The sequence below is a fragment of the Pseudomonas sp. HLG18 genome, from assembly GCF_051903985.1.
In the GTDB taxonomy this organism is placed as follows: domain Bacteria; phylum Pseudomonadota; class Gammaproteobacteria; order Pseudomonadales; family Pseudomonadaceae; genus Aquipseudomonas; species Aquipseudomonas fluorescens_BT.
Genome location: NZ_CP195831.1, coordinates 3,429,999 through 3,444,967 on the forward strand (window position 1 = coordinate 3,429,999; position 14,969 = coordinate 3,444,967).

Here is a 14,969-nt window from a genome sequence, read left to right on the forward strand (position 1 = left end):
AATGATTCAGCTGCTCGGCGTTTCAGGGTCGCGCTTGCGCTTGTTGCCCATGCGCACGCCGATATCCATCAGGAACTGGAAGAAACCTTCCTGATCTTCCAGCACATTGCTCCAGAACGGCGAGTGATACAGCGCCACCGCGCCGTGCACCAGCGCCCAGGATGCGCAGTAGTGGAAGTACGGCGGCACGTCTTCGAGCTTGCCTTCGCTGATGCGGCCCTTGATGAGCAGCGTCAGACGTTCGAAGTTCGAGGCACGGATCTTGTGCAGCTCCTCGACCATCTCCGGCACCTGATTGCCCTTGACCACCTTCTCTTCCAGGCGATCGAACAGGCGATAGCGCTGCGGGTCACGCATGCGGAATTCAAAGTAGGCACGGGACAGGGCTTCCTTGTCCTTGTCGACATCGGCCGAATGCAACAGCTCGTTCAAGTCGCGCTCGTAATCGAGCATCAGGCGCAGGTAGATCTCGGCCTTGGACTTGAAGTGCTTGTAGATCGTGCCTTTGCCGATACCCACGGCATCAGCAATCATCTCGACGGTGACACTGTCTTCACCTTGTTCGAGGAACAGCTTGAGCGCGGTATCGAGAATTTCTTGCTCGCGGCGACGAAACTCACGGACCTTACGAGGTTCTTTGTGCATAAGAAAAGGTCTGTAGGGGTCAAAATTCGAAGCCGCGTATTATGCCTAACTTGCGCAAAAATGCACGGATCATCCGACCATATCTGTGTTTCTTGTTCATTTCACGAACGTTTGCACGGCAATGAGAACATAACCGAAGCGAACGTATTCCAAATTTGTTTAAAAACCCCGACTGCCCCACTGGACTGAACGCCAGACTGATCAATACTTGAACTGTCGGGCGACATCTCCCCCAAGTGTCGCGCCGGTAAAGGTACCAAAGGACCGCGTGCCTTTGTTTTACTCCTAATGGTCTTAACCCGGATTCACCCCCCAGAACCCGGGTTTTTTTTGCCTGCGATTCAGGCTTTTACGTGGGCCAGCGGAAACAGCCGCTTGAAGTTCTGCGTGGTCTGCTCGGCAAAACGCTCGTAGTTTTCACCCCGCAGCATCGCCAGAAACTCTGCCACTTCCCGCACGTATTGCGGCAGGTTCGGCTTGCCGCGATAGGGGATCGGCGCCAGGTATGGCGAATCGGTTTCCACCAGCAGGCGATCAGCCGGAACCTTGCTCGCCACATCGCGCAGCGCATCGGCATTGCGGAAGGTGACGATGCCCGACAGGGAAATGTAATAACCCATGTCCAGCGCTGCCTTGGCCATGTCCCAGTCTTCAGTGAAGCAATGCAGCACGCCGGCCTGGGGCAGCGCGGCTTCGCGCAACAGCTCAAGCGTGTCGGCGCGGGCGCCACGGGTATGGATGATCACTGGCTTGCCGGTCTGCCGGGCGGCCTGCAGGTGCAGACGGAACGATTCCTGCTGCAGCTGGGCGGCTTCCGGCTCGTAGTGGTAGTCCAGACCGGTTTCACCGATCGCCACCACTTTCGGGTGATTGAGCTCGTGCAGCAGCCAGTCCAGTGCCGGTGCCGCGCCGGGCTGCACATCCAGCGGATGCACGCCGACCGAACAATCGACGTCTTCATAGCGCTCGGCCAACGCTTTGACATCGGCGGCGTTGTCGGCACTGACGCCGATGCACAGAAAGTGACCGACCCCGCGCTGACGGGCCGCATCCAGCGCGGCATCCAGGGAACCGTCGTGGACGGCAAGGTCGAGGCGATCAAGGTGACAATGGGAATCTACGAGCATAAAAAGGACTGCAACTTACATCGTATGAGTGGGACGGTCGGACTTCAGGGCTCCGGCCAGATGGGTTTCGATGCGACTGCGGGCGGTGTTGTCGCCATCGTTGAATTGCACGCCGACGCCGGCCGCGCGATTGCCCTGGGCGCCTTTGGGAGTGATCCAGGCGACTTTGCCGGCCACCGGAATCTTTTCCGCTTCATCCATCAGATGCAACAGCATGAACACCTCGTCGCCCAACTTGTAGCTCTTGTTGGTGGGGATGAACAGGCCACCGTTCCTGATGAACGGCATGTAAGCGGCATAAAGCACGGATTTGTCCTTGATGGTCAGGGACAAGATGCCGTTGCGCGGCCCCGGGCTGACGGGTTCATTCATGTTGACCTCCACTGCTGATGTTCAGAGTCTAGGTACACATTCTTATCTTTGGCCAGGCAGACTCGCCCATTGCACCAACAACGCTTCCAGCAGCAATGCCGCGTTGAGGTTGGCCTTGCTCAGGACTTTCTGGCGCTGGGCGAGAATCCAGTCCTGGATATCGAGCACTTTAGCCTGAGCGCTTTTCTGCGCCAGATACTGCACAACCTTGCGCATGTCGGTCAGGCCCAGGCCCGCTTCATCCTGGGTCAATTGATAACGCAGGATCAGGCTCGACCAGTCGCAGAACCAGTCGAACAGACGCAGCATCGGAATGTTTTTCCACTCCTCGGCCAGCTGCGTCGGCGATTGCTGCTGCTTGAGCAGCTTCTTCACGCCTTCCACAACTTGCGCGCGCTGTTCGCGCACGCCCTGTCCCTGCAACGTCACGGCCGCCAGCGGCGAGCCAGCGGCCAGGGTCAAGAGTTCGACACGTTCGTCTTCGGAACATTCCGGCAGCGCCCGAGCCAGCCATTGCAGGCTCATGGCCTCGCTCGGCAGCGGACAGGCCTGCTGCACACAACGACTCTTGATGGTCGGCAACAGACGGCTCGGCTGGTGACTGACCAGCAACAGCACGGTGTCGCCGGACGGCTCTTCAAGGCTCTTGAGCAAGGCGTTGGCGGCGTTGATGTTCATCGACTCCACCGGCTCGATCAGCACCACCTTGCGCCCGCCCAGTTGCGCGGTCTGCACCACGAAACTGACCAGATCGCGCACCTGGTCGACCTTGATCGCCTTGTCCGCCTCTTCCGGCTCCAAAATGTAATTGTCCGGATGGCTGCCCGCCTTGAGCAGCAGGCAGGACTTGCACTCGCCGCAGGCTTCAGGCGTCGGACGCTGGCACAACAGGCTGGCCATCAGCCGCTCGGCCAGCGCACGCTTGCCGATCCCGGCCGGCCCGTGCAGCAGATACGCGTGGGCGTGTTGAGTACGCCCGGCCAGTTGCTGCCAGAGGCTGTCCTGCCATGGATAGGCCTCAGCCACGGCAAAGCTCCAGCAAGTTCGGAATCAGGGTATCCAGCGATTGTTGAACCTTGACCAACGGCTGACCGGCGTCGATCCGCACGTAACGCGCAGGATCGGCCTCGGCACGCTTGAGGAACGCACTGCGCACAGCCTCGAAAAACTCACGGCCTTCCAGCTCGAAGCGATCCAGACGACCCCGAGCGCTGGCACGGGCCAGGCCGATTTCCACCGGCAGATCGAAAATCAATGTCAGATCGGGGCGCAGATCACCCTGCACGAAAGTCTCCAGCGCCGCGATGCGTTCCAGCGACAAGCCGCGGCCGCCACCCTGATAGGCGTAAGTCGAATCAGTGAAACGGTCACACAACACTACCGCGCCACGGGCGAGCGCCGGTCGGATGACTTCAGCCAGATGCTGGGCACGGGCGGCGAACACCAGCAGCAGCTCGGTGTCCGGGTTCATCACTTCGTCGACCGGTGCCAGCAACACCTCTCGAATGCGCTCGGCCAGCGGCGTACCGCCTGGCTCACGGGTCAGCACCACTTCGATACCGGCGGCGCGCAGGCGCTCGGCGAGGTATTCGCGGTTGGTGCTTTTGCCGGCGCCTTCCGGGCCTTCCAGGGTAATAAACAAGCCAGTCACAGGCAGTCCTTAATCAAAGTCATTGCGCGTTTTGCGGTGAGGCCGCTCCAGTTTCCGGCGTCGGCGCGGGTTCCTGCGCAGGAACTTGCGGCAACGACTCGGGCGCCGTGTCAGGGGATGCGGCAGGAACGGCCTCGCCAGTGGCCGGAGTGGCTTCCGGCGTCGAGGCCGGCGCCGGGCTCGAGCGGTAATCCGAGCGCCGTTTGAGCTGGAACTCACGCACCGCACTGTTGTGTGCATCGAGGTCGTCGGAGAATACGTGGCTGCCGTCGCCACGGGCGACAAAGTAGAGGCTGGTTCCTTCCACCGGGTTCAACGCCGCGTGAATCGCCTCGCGGCCGACCATCGCAATCGGCGTCGGCGGCAACCCGGGAATCACATAGGTGTTGTACGGCGTGGCTTCCTTGAGATGAGCACGGGTCAGCTTGCCGTTGTAGCGATCACCCAGACCGTAGATCACCGTCGGGTCGGTCTGCAGCTGCATGCCCAGGGCCATGCGGCGCACGAACACACCGGCAATCTGGCCACGCTCCTGGGGAACGCCGGTTTCCTTCTCCACCAGCGAGGCCATGATCAGTGCCTGATACGGTTCGGTATACGGCGCATCGGCGGAACGACTTTCCCATTCCTTGGCCAGCACTTCGTCAAGGCGGTCGAACGCCTTTTTCAGCAGCTCGGTATCGGAAACCCCGCGCACAAAGCGGTAGGTATCGGGGAAGAATCGACCTTCGGGAAACACGCCCTTGTGGCCGATCTTGCTCATCACATCACTGTCGCTCAGGCCGGTCAGGGTCTGTTCGATCTTTTCATCTTTCGCCAGTGCGGCGCGCACCTGATGGAAATTCCAGCCCTCGACGAGTGTCAGGCTGTATTGAACCACTTCGCCACGCTTCCACAGTTCGATCAGGCCCTTGACAGTCATGCCCGGCTGCATGCGGTACTCGCCCGTGTGGATCGGGGTGCCGGACAGATTGAAGCGCCAGTAAATGCGCAGCCAGAATGCGTCCTTGATCACACCATCCGCTTCAAGGCCGAGAATAGTACGGGTCGGCGTGGAACCCTTCGGCACATCCAGCAATTCTTCCTGCGTGATGTTCAGGGGCTGTTCCAGCGCCGAATGAATCTTCCAGGCGCTGGCGCCCAGCAGCAGCCCTGCCAGAACCAGTCCGGTTTCCAGCAGCAGCAAAAGTTTACGTCTCACGAATCAGGCATCCAGTAGCGTGCGGGCAATGGTTTGCAGTTTACGGGTGAGCGGCCCAACCGGCCAGCTCAGTGCAGCGTACGCGCGTACCGGCCAGACGCCATACACGCTGTTGCAGACAAAGACTTCATCGGCCCATTGCAGCTGTTCAAGGCTGATATCGGTGATTTGCACGGGGATACCCGATGACGCTGCCTGAAACAATAATTCGGCGCGCATCACGCCAGCCACGCCGCAACGTTTCAGATCCGCCGTGACCAACACGCCGTCACGTACCAGAAACAGGTTGCTGAACACACCTTCGATCACACGCCCCGCCTGGTCGAGCATCAGGCCTTCCGCGTGCTCGCTGTCCTGCCATTCGGCGCGAGCGAGGACCTGTTCCAGACGATTGAGGTGCTTGAGACCTGCCAGCAAGGGCTGAACAGATAAACGCGTCGTACACGGGAACAGGCGAACGCCTTGCTCGCCATGGACAGCAGGATACGCCGCAGGAGGATTGCCTTGCAGAATCCGTCGGCCCTGCGCCGAAGGATCCGGCGCATAACCGCGTAAACCGTCGCCGCGGGTGAGGATGAGTTTGAGCACCCCCTCGCCCATGGCCGCTGCATAGGCTTGCAGCTCGCTACGGATCAGCTCGATATCGGCCGCGATGGCCAAGCGTGAACAGCCCTCGGCCAGCCGAGTCAGGTGACGTTCCAGCAGCAAAGGCTGGCCGCCACATACGGCGATGGTCTCGAACAGACCGTCGCCGTAAGCCAGGCCGCGATCTTTCAGCGACAGAGCGTCAGCCGGTTGACCGTCGACCCAGCAGTCCATCAGCCGGCGAACCGACGGAACGCCAACGTGCCGTTGGTGCCGCCAAACCCGAACGAGTTGGACAGTACGACATCGATGTCCATGTTGCGTGCGGTGTGCGGCACAAAGTCGAGATCGCAGCCTTCATCCGGCTCATCGAGGTTGATGGTCGGTGGCGCCACCTGGCTGTTGATCGCCAGCACACTGAAGATCGCCTCGACCGCGCCCGCTGCACCCAACAGGTGACCGGTCATGGACTTGGTGGAGCTGACCGCCAGTTTGTAGGCGTGATCACCGAACACCGACTTGATCGCATTGGCTTCGGCGAGGTCGCCGGCCGGCGTCGAAGTACCGTGGGCGTTGATGTATTGCACTTGATCGACATTGATCTTCGCGTCACGCAGCGCATTGGTGATGCAGCGTGCGGCACCGGCGCCGTCGGCAGGTGGCGACGTCATGTGGAACGCATCGCCACTGGTGCCGAAACCGATCAGCTCGGCGTAGATGGTCGCGCCACGGGCCTTGGCGTGCTCGAGCTCTTCGAGCACCAGCGCACCGGCACCGTCGGACAGTACGAAGCCGTCACGGCCCTTGTCCCATGGACGGCTGGCACGGGTCGGTTCATCGTTGCGGGTCGACAGTGCGCGAGAAGCGCCAAAGCCGCCCATGCCCAGACCGCACGCGGCCATTTCGGCGCCGCCGGCAATCATCACGTCGGCTTCGTCGTACATGATGTTACGGGCTGCCATGCCGATGCAGTGCGTACCGGTGGTACACGCCGTGGCGATAGCGTAGTTAGGCCCCTGTGCACCCAGGTGGATGGACAGGAAACCGGAAATCATATTGATGATCGAGCCAGGCACAAAGAACGGAGAAATCCGGCGCGGACCGGTCTCGTGCAAGGTGCGGCTGGTTTCTTCGATGTTGGTCAGACCGCCGATACCCGAACCCATGGCCACGCCAATGCGTTCACGGTTGGCATCGGTGACTTCCAGACCGGCATTGCGTACGGCTTGAAAGCCGGCCGCCAGACCGTACTGAATGAACAGGTCGAGCTTGCGCGCTTCCTTGACCGACAGGTATTCCTCGACATTGAAGCCCTTTACCGAGCCGCCAAAGCGGGTGGAATAGGCAGAAAGGTCGGTGTGTTCGATCAGACCAATGCCACTGCGGCCAGCCAGAATGCCCTGCCAACTGCTCGGCACATCCGTGCCCAGTGGCGACAACATACCCATACCGGTGACTACGACGCGTCTACGCGACACAGCACTCTCCTTTTTCAAATGACGACTTTGCATCAGGCCTAAAGAAAAAACCGCACGCCATGATGGCAGTGCGGTTTTTCCATGACAGCAAGCAACGATTACAAACTATTACGCCTGGTGGCTAGTAACGTAGTCGATTGCAGCTTGTACAGTAGTGATCTTCTCAGCTTCTTCGTCAGGGATTTCGGTCTCGAATTCCTCTTCCAGAGCCATCACCAGCTCAACGGTGTCAAGGGAGTCGGCACCCAGGTCTTCTACGAAGGAAGCGGTGTTTACCACTTCTTCTTCTTTAACACCCAGTTGCTCGGCAACGATTTTCTTGACGCGCTCTTCGATGGTGCTCATACCTTGTTTTCACTCCTAATGGACAAATTCAGGCAGCTGGCCAGTGGGTAAGTGTATAGAAAGACTTTTCAGCTTTTCAACTGAAAGCTTCACTCCTCAAACCCTGCGGCCCTCTGCCTATAAATAGATTGCAGCTTTATAACGGATTTTAGACAGCTCGTATGACATTTTTTTGAAGCAATCCGTCACATTTGAATTACATGTACATCCCGCCGTTCACCGGGATTGTAGCCCCGGTCACGTATGCCGCACCGTCGGATGCAAGAAAAGCGACCACGGAAGCGATCTCTTGAGCTTGTCCCAGACGGCCCAGCGGAATCTGCGTCTGCAAGGCTTCACGCTGTGCTTCAGGCAGCTCGCGAGTCATATCGGTGTCGATGAACCCTGGGGTTACCGAGTTGACCGTAATCGAACGCGAACCGACTTCACGCGCCATGGCACGGCTGAAACCTTCCAGACCGGCCTTGGCGGCTGCATAGTTTACTTGGCCAGCGTTGCCCATGGCACCCACCACCGAGCCAATACTGATAATTCGACCCCAACGCGCCTTGGTCATGCCGCGCAGAACGCCCTTGGACAGGCGATACAGACTGTTCAGGTTGGTATCGATCACGTCGTACCACTCGTCGTCTTTCATGCGCATCATCAGGTTATCGCGAGTGATGCCGGCATTGTTTACCAGGATCGCCACCGGAGCACCGAACTGCTCCTGGATGCTCGCGAGCACCTTGGTGACCGACTCATCGCTGGTGACGTTCAGTTCGAAACCTGCGCCCTGAATGCCGTTTTCCTTCAGGGTCGCAGCAATACGCTCAGCGCCCGAAGCGGAAGTCGCGGTGCCAACAACGATGGCGCCCTGACGACCCAGTTCCAGTGCGATAGCCTGGCCGATACCACGGCTTGCGCCGGTGACCAGTGCAACTTTACCTTGCAGACTCATGCAAGCTTCTCCTGATTCAGACAGCCGCTGCGCGAGCAGCAGCGAAAGCGTCTGGGGTATTGAGGTTGGAAGTCGAAACGCCTTCGGCGCAACGCTTGTTCAGGCCGGCCAGCACTTTGCCAGGGCCGCACTCGACCAGATTGGTCGCGCCTTTCGCTGCCAGAGTCTGTACGGACTCGACCCAGCGAACCGGCTTGTAGAGTTGCTCCAGCAGGTCGCGCTTGAGGGTTTCCAGATCCGCCGGCACCTGAGCGCTGACGTTCTGCACCACAGGGATCTGCGGCGCCTGCCAGTCGATGGCGGCGATGGACTCGGCAAAGCGCTCGGCAGCCGGGCGCATCAGCTCACAGTGCGATGGCACGCTGACCGGCAACGGCATGGCTCGCTTGGCGCCACGAGCCTTGCAGCCTTCAATGGCGCGCTCGACAGCCGCCTTGGCGCCAGCGATCACCACCTGACCCGGGGAATTGAAATTCACCGCGCTGACCACTTCGCCTTGAGCCGCTTCGGCACAAGCTGCCAGCACGTCAGCATCTTCAAGACCGAGGATGGCAGCCATGCCGCCCTGCCCGGCTGGAACGGCTTCCTGCATCAGTTGGCCACGGCGCTCGACGAGTTTTACCGCGTCCGCCAGGCTCAGGCTGCCGGCAGCGACCAGTGCGCTGTATTCACCCAGGCTGTGACCGGCAACGAAGGCCGGACGCGCACCACCTTCAGCCAGCCACAGACGCCACAGGGCGATCGAAGCGGTCAGAATGGCCGGTTGGGTTTTGTCGGTTTGATTGAGCAGCTCTTCCGGGCCCTGCTGGGTCAGTGCCCACAGGTCGTAGCCCAGAGCATCGGATGCTTCTTTGAAAGTTTCGAGGATCAGCGGATGTTGCGCGCCCAGCTCGGCCAGCATGCCGAGGGACTGCGAACCCTGTCCTGGAAAGACGAATGCGAGGGAAGCAGACATGTAACAAGCCCCTAATGATCTTGTCGTCGGAAAAATGGCATCCCGCTAGAGGGACGCAAGAAACTGACAGTTGGATGGCCCTTTGAACCGGGCGGTCACATTTAAGCATTGTCCGACGAAAACGCCTAAGACAACAAATCCTCCAGACGACCGTGCAGGCGCTCCGGAAGATTCTCCTGAATCTCGATCAACGCCCGCTGAATGGCGCTCTGAAAGCCCTGAACCCCGGCGGAACCGTGACTTTTCACCACGATCCCCTGCAAGCCGAGAAAGCTTGCGCCGTTATGTCGCGCAGGCGCCAGATCAGCCTGCAGACGCTTCATCAATGGCAACGCCAAGGCACCCACGATGCGCGAAGGGAGGTTTTTCTTGAACAGCGCCTCGATGCGAGCGGCGATCATCGTCGCCAGGCCTTCGCTGGACTTGAGCAGGATATTGCCGACGAAACCGTCGCAAACCACCACGTCCGCCTCGCCACGATACAGGCCGTCGCCTTCGATGAAACCGATGTAATTGATGCCTCTGGCGGCCTGCAACAAAGTCGCCGCCAGCTTGACCTGCTGATTGCCCTTGATGTCTTCGGTGCCGATATTGAGCAGCGCGACGCGCGGACGGGCAATGCCCAGGGTTTGCGCGGCCACAGAACCCATCACAGCGAATTGCAGCAGATGCTCGGCACTGCAATCGACGTTGGCGCCCAGATCGAGCAACTGGCAGTAGCCCTTCTGCGTAGGAATCGCGGCCACCATGGCCGGACGATCAATCCCCGGCAGAGTCTTGAGCACAAAGCGCGACAGAGCCATCAGCGCACCGGTATTACCGGCACTGACACAGGCCTGGACCTTGCCATCACGCAGCAATTCGAGGGCGACACGCATCGACGAATCCGGCTTGCCACGCAGAGCCTGGGCAGGTTTTTCGTCCATGGTGATGACTTCGGACGCCGGAACAATCGTCAGGCGCGCGCGATCGGCAGCCGATTGGCCGGTGATCAATTCTTCAAGAAGGGAGGGTTGACCGACGAGGGTCAGGTGCAGCGAGGGCGTAGCAGAAAGGCAAGCAAGGCTGGCCTGAACAATGCTGCGGGGACCGAAGTCCCCGCCCATTGCGTCAATCGCGATGACTTGAGCGGACAAGTGATTACTCGTCAGCGCCCTTGTCGATCACTTTACGGCCACGGTATACGCCTTCTGGCGATACGTGGTGACGCAGGTGAACTTCACCAGTGGTTTTTTCTACAGACAGGGTGCTAGCCTCGAGAGCGTCGTGCGAACGGCGCATGTCACGGGCAGAGCGGGATTTTTTGTTCTGCTGAACAGCCATAATTGATTAACTCCTAAACGTTTGGGTCACGCTTTAACTGCGCCAATACACTGAACGGGTTGGACCGCGTTACCTCGTCCTCGCTCGGTTCGGGCTCATCTGCTCCCGCCGGCTGCTGGCATTCTTCCGGATGATGAGCAGGCACAATGGGCAAGGCGAGCAGAAGCTCCTCCTCGATCAGTGACTGCAGATCCAATGGATCTTCGCCCAGTTCCAGCACGTCATAACCTTTCGGTAACGACTGGGTATTCGCACCCTCCTTCACTACAGCGTAACTGCACTCGCTGTGGATCGGCAGGGTGACCAGCTCAAGACAACGCTGGCAAACCATTTTGACTTCGGTGTCGATAAAGCTGTGGATCACCACAGATTTACGTTCATCTCGTTCAAAAACGAGTTTGGCCTGCACCGTACCGACATCGTCGGAAAGCGGGTCGCAGAGTCTCTTCAAATCGGCCAGCAGCAGTTCACCTTGAAGGGTGGTGCCACGGTCAGCCAATTTGCGCGGGTCAACGTGAGGTGGAATCGGGTCATTCAACATAGGCGCAGCATTATAGGGATGCACCCACCCATGTCAAAGGAAATTGTGCCCTGTCCGTCACTTGCGAGCCTCCGCTAGAATCTGCAACCTGCCTCTGGAGACGCGAATGCTGCCTTTACTACTCGCTTCAAGCTCGACCTATCGTCGGGAATTGCTCAATCGCCTGCGCTTGCCGTTCGTCTGCAGCTCGCCGGACATCGACGAAAGTCATCGCCCGGGAGAATCGGCAATCGAACTGGTCAAACGCCTCGCCGAACAGAAAGCACGGGCACTGGCCGACAGCCACCCTGCCCACCTGATCATCGGCTCCGACCAGGTCGCCGTACTCGGCGAGCGCATTATCGGCAAGCCCCACACTTTTGAAAAAGCTCGCGAACAGCTGCTGGCCGCCAGCGGCGCCAGCGTGACCTTCCTCACCGGCCTGGCACTGCTCAATAGCCAGACCGGCCAGTGCCAGGTCGACTGCGTGCCCTTCACTGTGCACATGCGCACACTGGATCAGGCCCGCGTCGAGCGCTACCTGCGCGCCGAGCAGCCCTACGACTGCGCCGGCAGCTTCAAGGCCGAGGGGCTGGGCGTGAGCCTGTTCCAGTCCACCGAAGGCCCGGACGCCACCAGCCTGATCGGCCTGCCACTGATTCGCCTGATCGACATGCTGCTGGCCGAAGGCGTACAGATTCCCTGACCCACAAAAAACCGGCCCTCAGGCCGGTTTTTCTTGCAGCATTCGATCAGCGTAAAGACGGGCCGTTAAAACCCATCCACATTGCCAGTTTCTCGGCAACGCTGGCTCCGAGCTTCTTCGAGAAGCGATCGAACGGCGATTCCTGAACGGTGAAATCCACCAGCTCTTTTTCGCCAATCACATCACGCGCCACCGAACTGGCATTACCCAGACCGTCGATCAAACCCAGCGGCAGCGCCTGCTCACCCGACCAGACCAGACCGGAGAACAGCTCCGGATGATCCTTGTCCTTCAGGCGATCACCACGCCCCTGCTTGACGCTGTTGATGAACTGCTTGTGCGTGGTATCCAGCACGCTCTGCCAGAACGCTGTCTCTTCCGGCTTTTGCGGCTGGAACGGATCCAGGAACGCCTTGTGCTCGCCAGAGGTGTAAGTGCGACGCTCGACGCCAAGCTTCTCCATCGTACCGACAAACCCGTAGCCGGCTGCCGTCACACCAATTGAGCCCACCAGACTGGCCTTGTCGGCATAAATTTGATCCGCCGCGCTGGCAATGTAATAAGCACCGGAGGCGCCCAGATCAGAAATCACCGCGTACAGTTTGATATCAGGATGCAAGCCGCGCAGGCGCTTGATCTCGTCATAAACATAACCCGACTGCACTGGACTGCCGCCCGGACTGTTGATGCGCAGGATTACGCCCTTGACCTTCTTGTCCTCGAACGCCGCGCGCAGACTGCCGACGATATTGTCGGCACTGGCAGGTTCTTTATCGGCGATCATGCCGGTGACGTCGATCAACGCGGTGTAATTGCCACTGCGCGTGGCGCTTTTCTCCATATCCATCAACGGCGTAAACAGGATCAGCGCAACAAACAGATAAACAAAGGTCAACAGCTTGAAGAAGATACCCCAGCGGCGCGAACGACGCTGCTCCTGCACGCTGGCCAGCAGAGTCTTTTCCAGCAGCTTCCAGCTTTTCGCGTCACCGTCGTCGGCGGTTGCCTTGGCCGGTGCTTTCCATTCGTCGGTCATGCCATCCACCCCAGCAAAAACGTATTAAGCCTGCTTCCCCAGCCAGGCATGCAATTCGGAAAAATGGTCGATCGACAGTCGCGGCTCGAACTGCTGCAGCGATTCGATCGACTGCGCGCCGTAGCTGACCGCCACCGAATCCATCCCCGCATTGCGCGCCATCAACAGATCGAAGGACGAATCGCCGACCATCAGCGCCTGTTCGGCACGCACACCGCAATGCGCAAGGATCTGCTCCAGCATCAGAGGGTGCGGCTTGCTTGCAGTTTCATCGGCAGCGCGGGTGATATCGAAATAATCTTCCCAGCCATTGGCCTTGAGCACCCGATCCAGCCCGCGACGATTCTTGCCGGTCGCGACCGCCAGGTGGTAACCCTGTTCGCGAAAAGACGCCATCGACTCGACTACGCCCTCAAACAACGGCGAAGGCTCGGCTTCCGCGGCGATGTAGTGATCGGCGTAATACTCGCGAAACAAGGTCATTTCAGCATCGCTGATTTCGGGATACAGCGTACGGATCGCCTCGGGCAATCCCAGACCGATAATGCCTTTGACGGCAAAGTCATCACGCAGCTCGAAACCGGAGCGCCCGGACGCCGAGTGCATTGCCTCGACAATCCGATGAATGGAATCAGCCAGCGTGCCGTCCCAATCGAAAATCAGCAGCTTGTAATCAGATGGGCGCACTCAATCGCTCCACAGTCTTGGCCCACATTTCATCGACCGGCGCCTGCAACTTGAGTTCACCGCCATCGGGCAGCGGCACGGTCAGCATGTAGGCGTGCAGGAACAGGCGCTTGCCGCCCAGATCACGAATTTCCTTACTGAAACTGTCATCGCCGTATTTGGTGTCACCGGCAATGCAGTGCCCGGCGTGCAATGTGTGGACGCGGATCTGGTGCGTGCGACCGGTGATCGGCTTGGCTTCAATCAGAGTGGCAAAATCGCCAAAGCGACGCAGGACCTTGAACACGGTCACAGACTCCTTGCCCTCCTCCTCGTCAACCTCGACCATGCGCTCACCGGAGCGCAGATTGCTCTTGCCGAGCGATGCACGGACTTGCTTGATCGAGGTCGCCCAGTTGCCGCGAACCAATGCCATGTAGCGCTTATCGACGCCATCACCGCGCAACGCGGCATGCAAGTGACGCAACATGCTGCGTTTCTTGGCGATCATCAGCAGGCCGGAGGTATCACGGTCGAGACGGTGAACCAGCTCGAGCTCCTTGGCATCGGGACGCAACTGACGAAAGGCTTCGATAACGCCGTAATTCAAGCCGCTGCCACCGTGAACCGCAATGCCGGCGGGCTTGTTGATCACGATCAGGGCCTTGTCTTCGTAGACAATCGAGGCTTCCAAGCGCTGCAACAGACCCTGGGCCAAAGGCACTGGCTCGTCGCGCTCAGGCACGCGAACGGGCGGCACGCGCACGATGTCGCCGGCCTGCAGCTTGTATTCGGGCTTGATCCGACCTTTGTTCACGCGCACTTCGCCTTTGCGCAAAATGCGGTAAATCAAGGTCTTGGGCACGCCTTTTAGCCGGGCGAGGAGAAAATTGTCGATTCGTTGGCCGGCATATTCCGGCGAGACCTCAAGCAATTGAACGCCTGGAGTCGAAGGGGCAGTAGTCGTCATGGCGCGGATGATAACAATTTTTATGGAATTGAAGCACTTAATCATTGCTGCTATAGTCGCGAACGCCGCCAAAAGCGGCCTGGACAGCGGAACCACGGTCAAAAACCGGCCCTGACCAACGCAATTCACCAGGACGCGAGGCCGTCCTACGGGGCTTTCGCTACGTAACGGTGGAGTTTGCAGCTGTAACAAGCGCAGGTGACATGAGGCCTGAATCACGCCGCAAAGCAGAGTTCTGACTCGCCACGCGAGCCATATTCACGGCCAGTTCACAAAGTGCAGTCAGCCGCGGATGACCCCGAGCGAAGACGCCGGAAACACCGCCTGAATTAGCCATGATGCGTGACCTCCCCTTTCGGAGCTCACGGTAAATGCCAACCCGCTGCGGATTCTGCGCGCGGCAGCACCCGAATTATCAGGGATACGTGTAGGGTGGAGATGCACAACCG

Annotated in this window: 18 protein-coding genes; 1 reads left to right on the forward strand and 17 read right to left on the reverse strand. The window is 59.4% G+C overall.

Annotation, left to right across the window (positions count from 1 at the left end):
- Positions 1-6 precede the first annotated feature (6 nt).
- The 14 genes from ACSPX5_RS15700 to ACSPX5_RS15765 form a co-directional block, all read right to left on the reverse strand.
- Positions 7-645 (reverse strand): TetR/AcrR family transcriptional regulator, encoded by a 639-nt coding sequence (locus ACSPX5_RS15700; protein WP_007950805.1) that lies wholly within the window; start codon positions 643-645, stop codon positions 7-9.
- Positions 646-986: 341 nt separating this feature from the next.
- Positions 987-1,772 carry a TatD family hydrolase gene (locus ACSPX5_RS15705; RefSeq protein WP_169431428.1) on the reverse strand — a complete coding sequence of 262 codons (786 nt, stop codon included), beginning with the start codon at positions 1,770-1,772 and terminating at the stop codon, positions 987-989.
- 15 nt (positions 1,773-1,787) lie between these two features.
- On the reverse strand, positions 1,788-2,144 hold the full coding sequence (locus tag ACSPX5_RS15710; RefSeq protein ID WP_085710925.1) for a PilZ domain-containing protein: 357 nt from the start codon (positions 2,142-2,144) through the stop codon (positions 1,788-1,790).
- 42 nt (positions 2,145-2,186) lie between these two features.
- Positions 2,187-3,170 carry a DNA polymerase III subunit delta' gene (locus ACSPX5_RS15715; protein ID WP_169431429.1) on the reverse strand — a complete coding sequence of 328 codons (984 nt, stop codon included), beginning with the start codon at positions 3,168-3,170 and terminating at the stop codon, positions 2,187-2,189.
- Complete coding sequence (gene tmk / locus ACSPX5_RS15720; protein ID WP_207865541.1) at positions 3,163-3,795, reverse strand: dTMP kinase; 633 nt, start codon at positions 3,793-3,795, stop codon at positions 3,163-3,165. The genes ACSPX5_RS15715 and tmk overlap by 8 nt, the downstream gene beginning before the upstream one ends.
- Positions 3,796-3,814: 19 nt before the next feature.
- Positions 3,815-4,996, reverse strand: coding sequence for an endolytic transglycosylase MltG (gene mltG, locus ACSPX5_RS15725; protein WP_323161323.1), 1,182 nt, complete (start codon positions 4,994-4,996; stop codon positions 3,815-3,817).
- 3 nt (positions 4,997-4,999) lie between these two features.
- Positions 5,000-5,815 (reverse strand): aminodeoxychorismate lyase, encoded by an 816-nt coding sequence (gene pabC / locus ACSPX5_RS15730; protein WP_169431432.1) that lies wholly within the window; start codon positions 5,813-5,815, stop codon positions 5,000-5,002.
- Positions 5,815-7,059 (reverse strand): beta-ketoacyl-ACP synthase II, encoded by a 1,245-nt coding sequence (fabF, locus tag ACSPX5_RS15735; RefSeq protein ID WP_007908259.1) that lies wholly within the window; start codon positions 7,057-7,059, stop codon positions 5,815-5,817. Before fabF ends, pabC begins: the two co-directional genes overlap by 1 nt.
- Before the next feature lie 108 nt (positions 7,060-7,167).
- Complete coding sequence (acpP, locus tag ACSPX5_RS15740; protein WP_003175607.1) at positions 7,168-7,404, reverse strand: acyl carrier protein; 237 nt, start codon at positions 7,402-7,404, stop codon at positions 7,168-7,170.
- A 196-nt stretch (positions 7,405-7,600) separates the two neighbouring features.
- Positions 7,601-8,344 carry a 3-oxoacyl-ACP reductase FabG gene (gene fabG, locus ACSPX5_RS15745; RefSeq protein WP_007950790.1) on the reverse strand — a complete coding sequence of 248 codons (744 nt, stop codon included), beginning with the start codon at positions 8,342-8,344 and terminating at the stop codon, positions 7,601-7,603.
- 16 nt (positions 8,345-8,360) lie between these two features.
- Positions 8,361-9,299, reverse strand: a complete 939-nt coding sequence (fabD, locus tag ACSPX5_RS15750; protein WP_007950787.1) for an ACP S-malonyltransferase — start codon at positions 9,297-9,299, stop codon at positions 8,361-8,363.
- Between the two features lie 125 nt (positions 9,300-9,424).
- A complete protein-coding gene (plsX, locus tag ACSPX5_RS15755) occupies positions 9,425-10,435 on the reverse strand; it encodes a phosphate acyltransferase PlsX (RefSeq protein WP_169431433.1) in 1,011 nt (336 codons plus the stop codon).
- Between the two features lie 4 nt (positions 10,436-10,439).
- Positions 10,440-10,622, reverse strand: coding sequence for a 50S ribosomal protein L32 (rpmF, locus tag ACSPX5_RS15760; protein WP_003179396.1), 183 nt, complete (start codon positions 10,620-10,622; stop codon positions 10,440-10,442).
- A 13-nt stretch (positions 10,623-10,635) separates the two neighbouring features.
- A complete protein-coding gene (locus ACSPX5_RS15765; protein ID WP_085710932.1) occupies positions 10,636-11,163 on the reverse strand; it encodes a YceD family protein in 528 nt (175 codons plus the stop codon).
- A gap of 106 nt (positions 11,164-11,269) precedes the next feature.
- Between ACSPX5_RS15765 and ACSPX5_RS15770 the strand changes: the two genes are divergently transcribed.
- Positions 11,270-11,848, forward strand: a complete 579-nt coding sequence (locus ACSPX5_RS15770; RefSeq protein ID WP_439819880.1) for a Maf family protein — start codon at positions 11,270-11,272, stop codon at positions 11,846-11,848.
- 46 nt (positions 11,849-11,894) lie between these two features.
- On the opposite strand, the gene sppA is transcribed toward ACSPX5_RS15770, so the two are convergent.
- Genes sppA through rluC form a run of 3 tightly spaced genes read right to left on the reverse strand, consistent with a single transcriptional unit; the run spans position 11,895 to position 14,520 of the window.
- Positions 11,895-12,884, reverse strand: a complete 990-nt coding sequence (gene sppA, locus ACSPX5_RS15775) for a signal peptide peptidase SppA (RefSeq protein WP_169431435.1) — start codon at positions 12,882-12,884, stop codon at positions 11,895-11,897.
- A gap of 24 nt (positions 12,885-12,908) precedes the next feature.
- Positions 12,909-13,571, reverse strand: a complete 663-nt coding sequence (locus ACSPX5_RS15780) for an HAD-IA family hydrolase (RefSeq protein ID WP_207865546.1) — start codon at positions 13,569-13,571, stop codon at positions 12,909-12,911.
- Positions 13,558-14,520: a 23S rRNA pseudouridine(955/2504/2580) synthase RluC gene (gene rluC / locus ACSPX5_RS15785; protein ID WP_169431437.1), complete on the reverse strand. Its 963-nt coding sequence runs from the start codon at positions 14,518-14,520 to the stop codon at positions 13,558-13,560. The genes ACSPX5_RS15780 and rluC overlap by 14 nt, the downstream gene beginning before the upstream one ends.
- Positions 14,521-14,969: the final 449 nt, after the last annotated feature.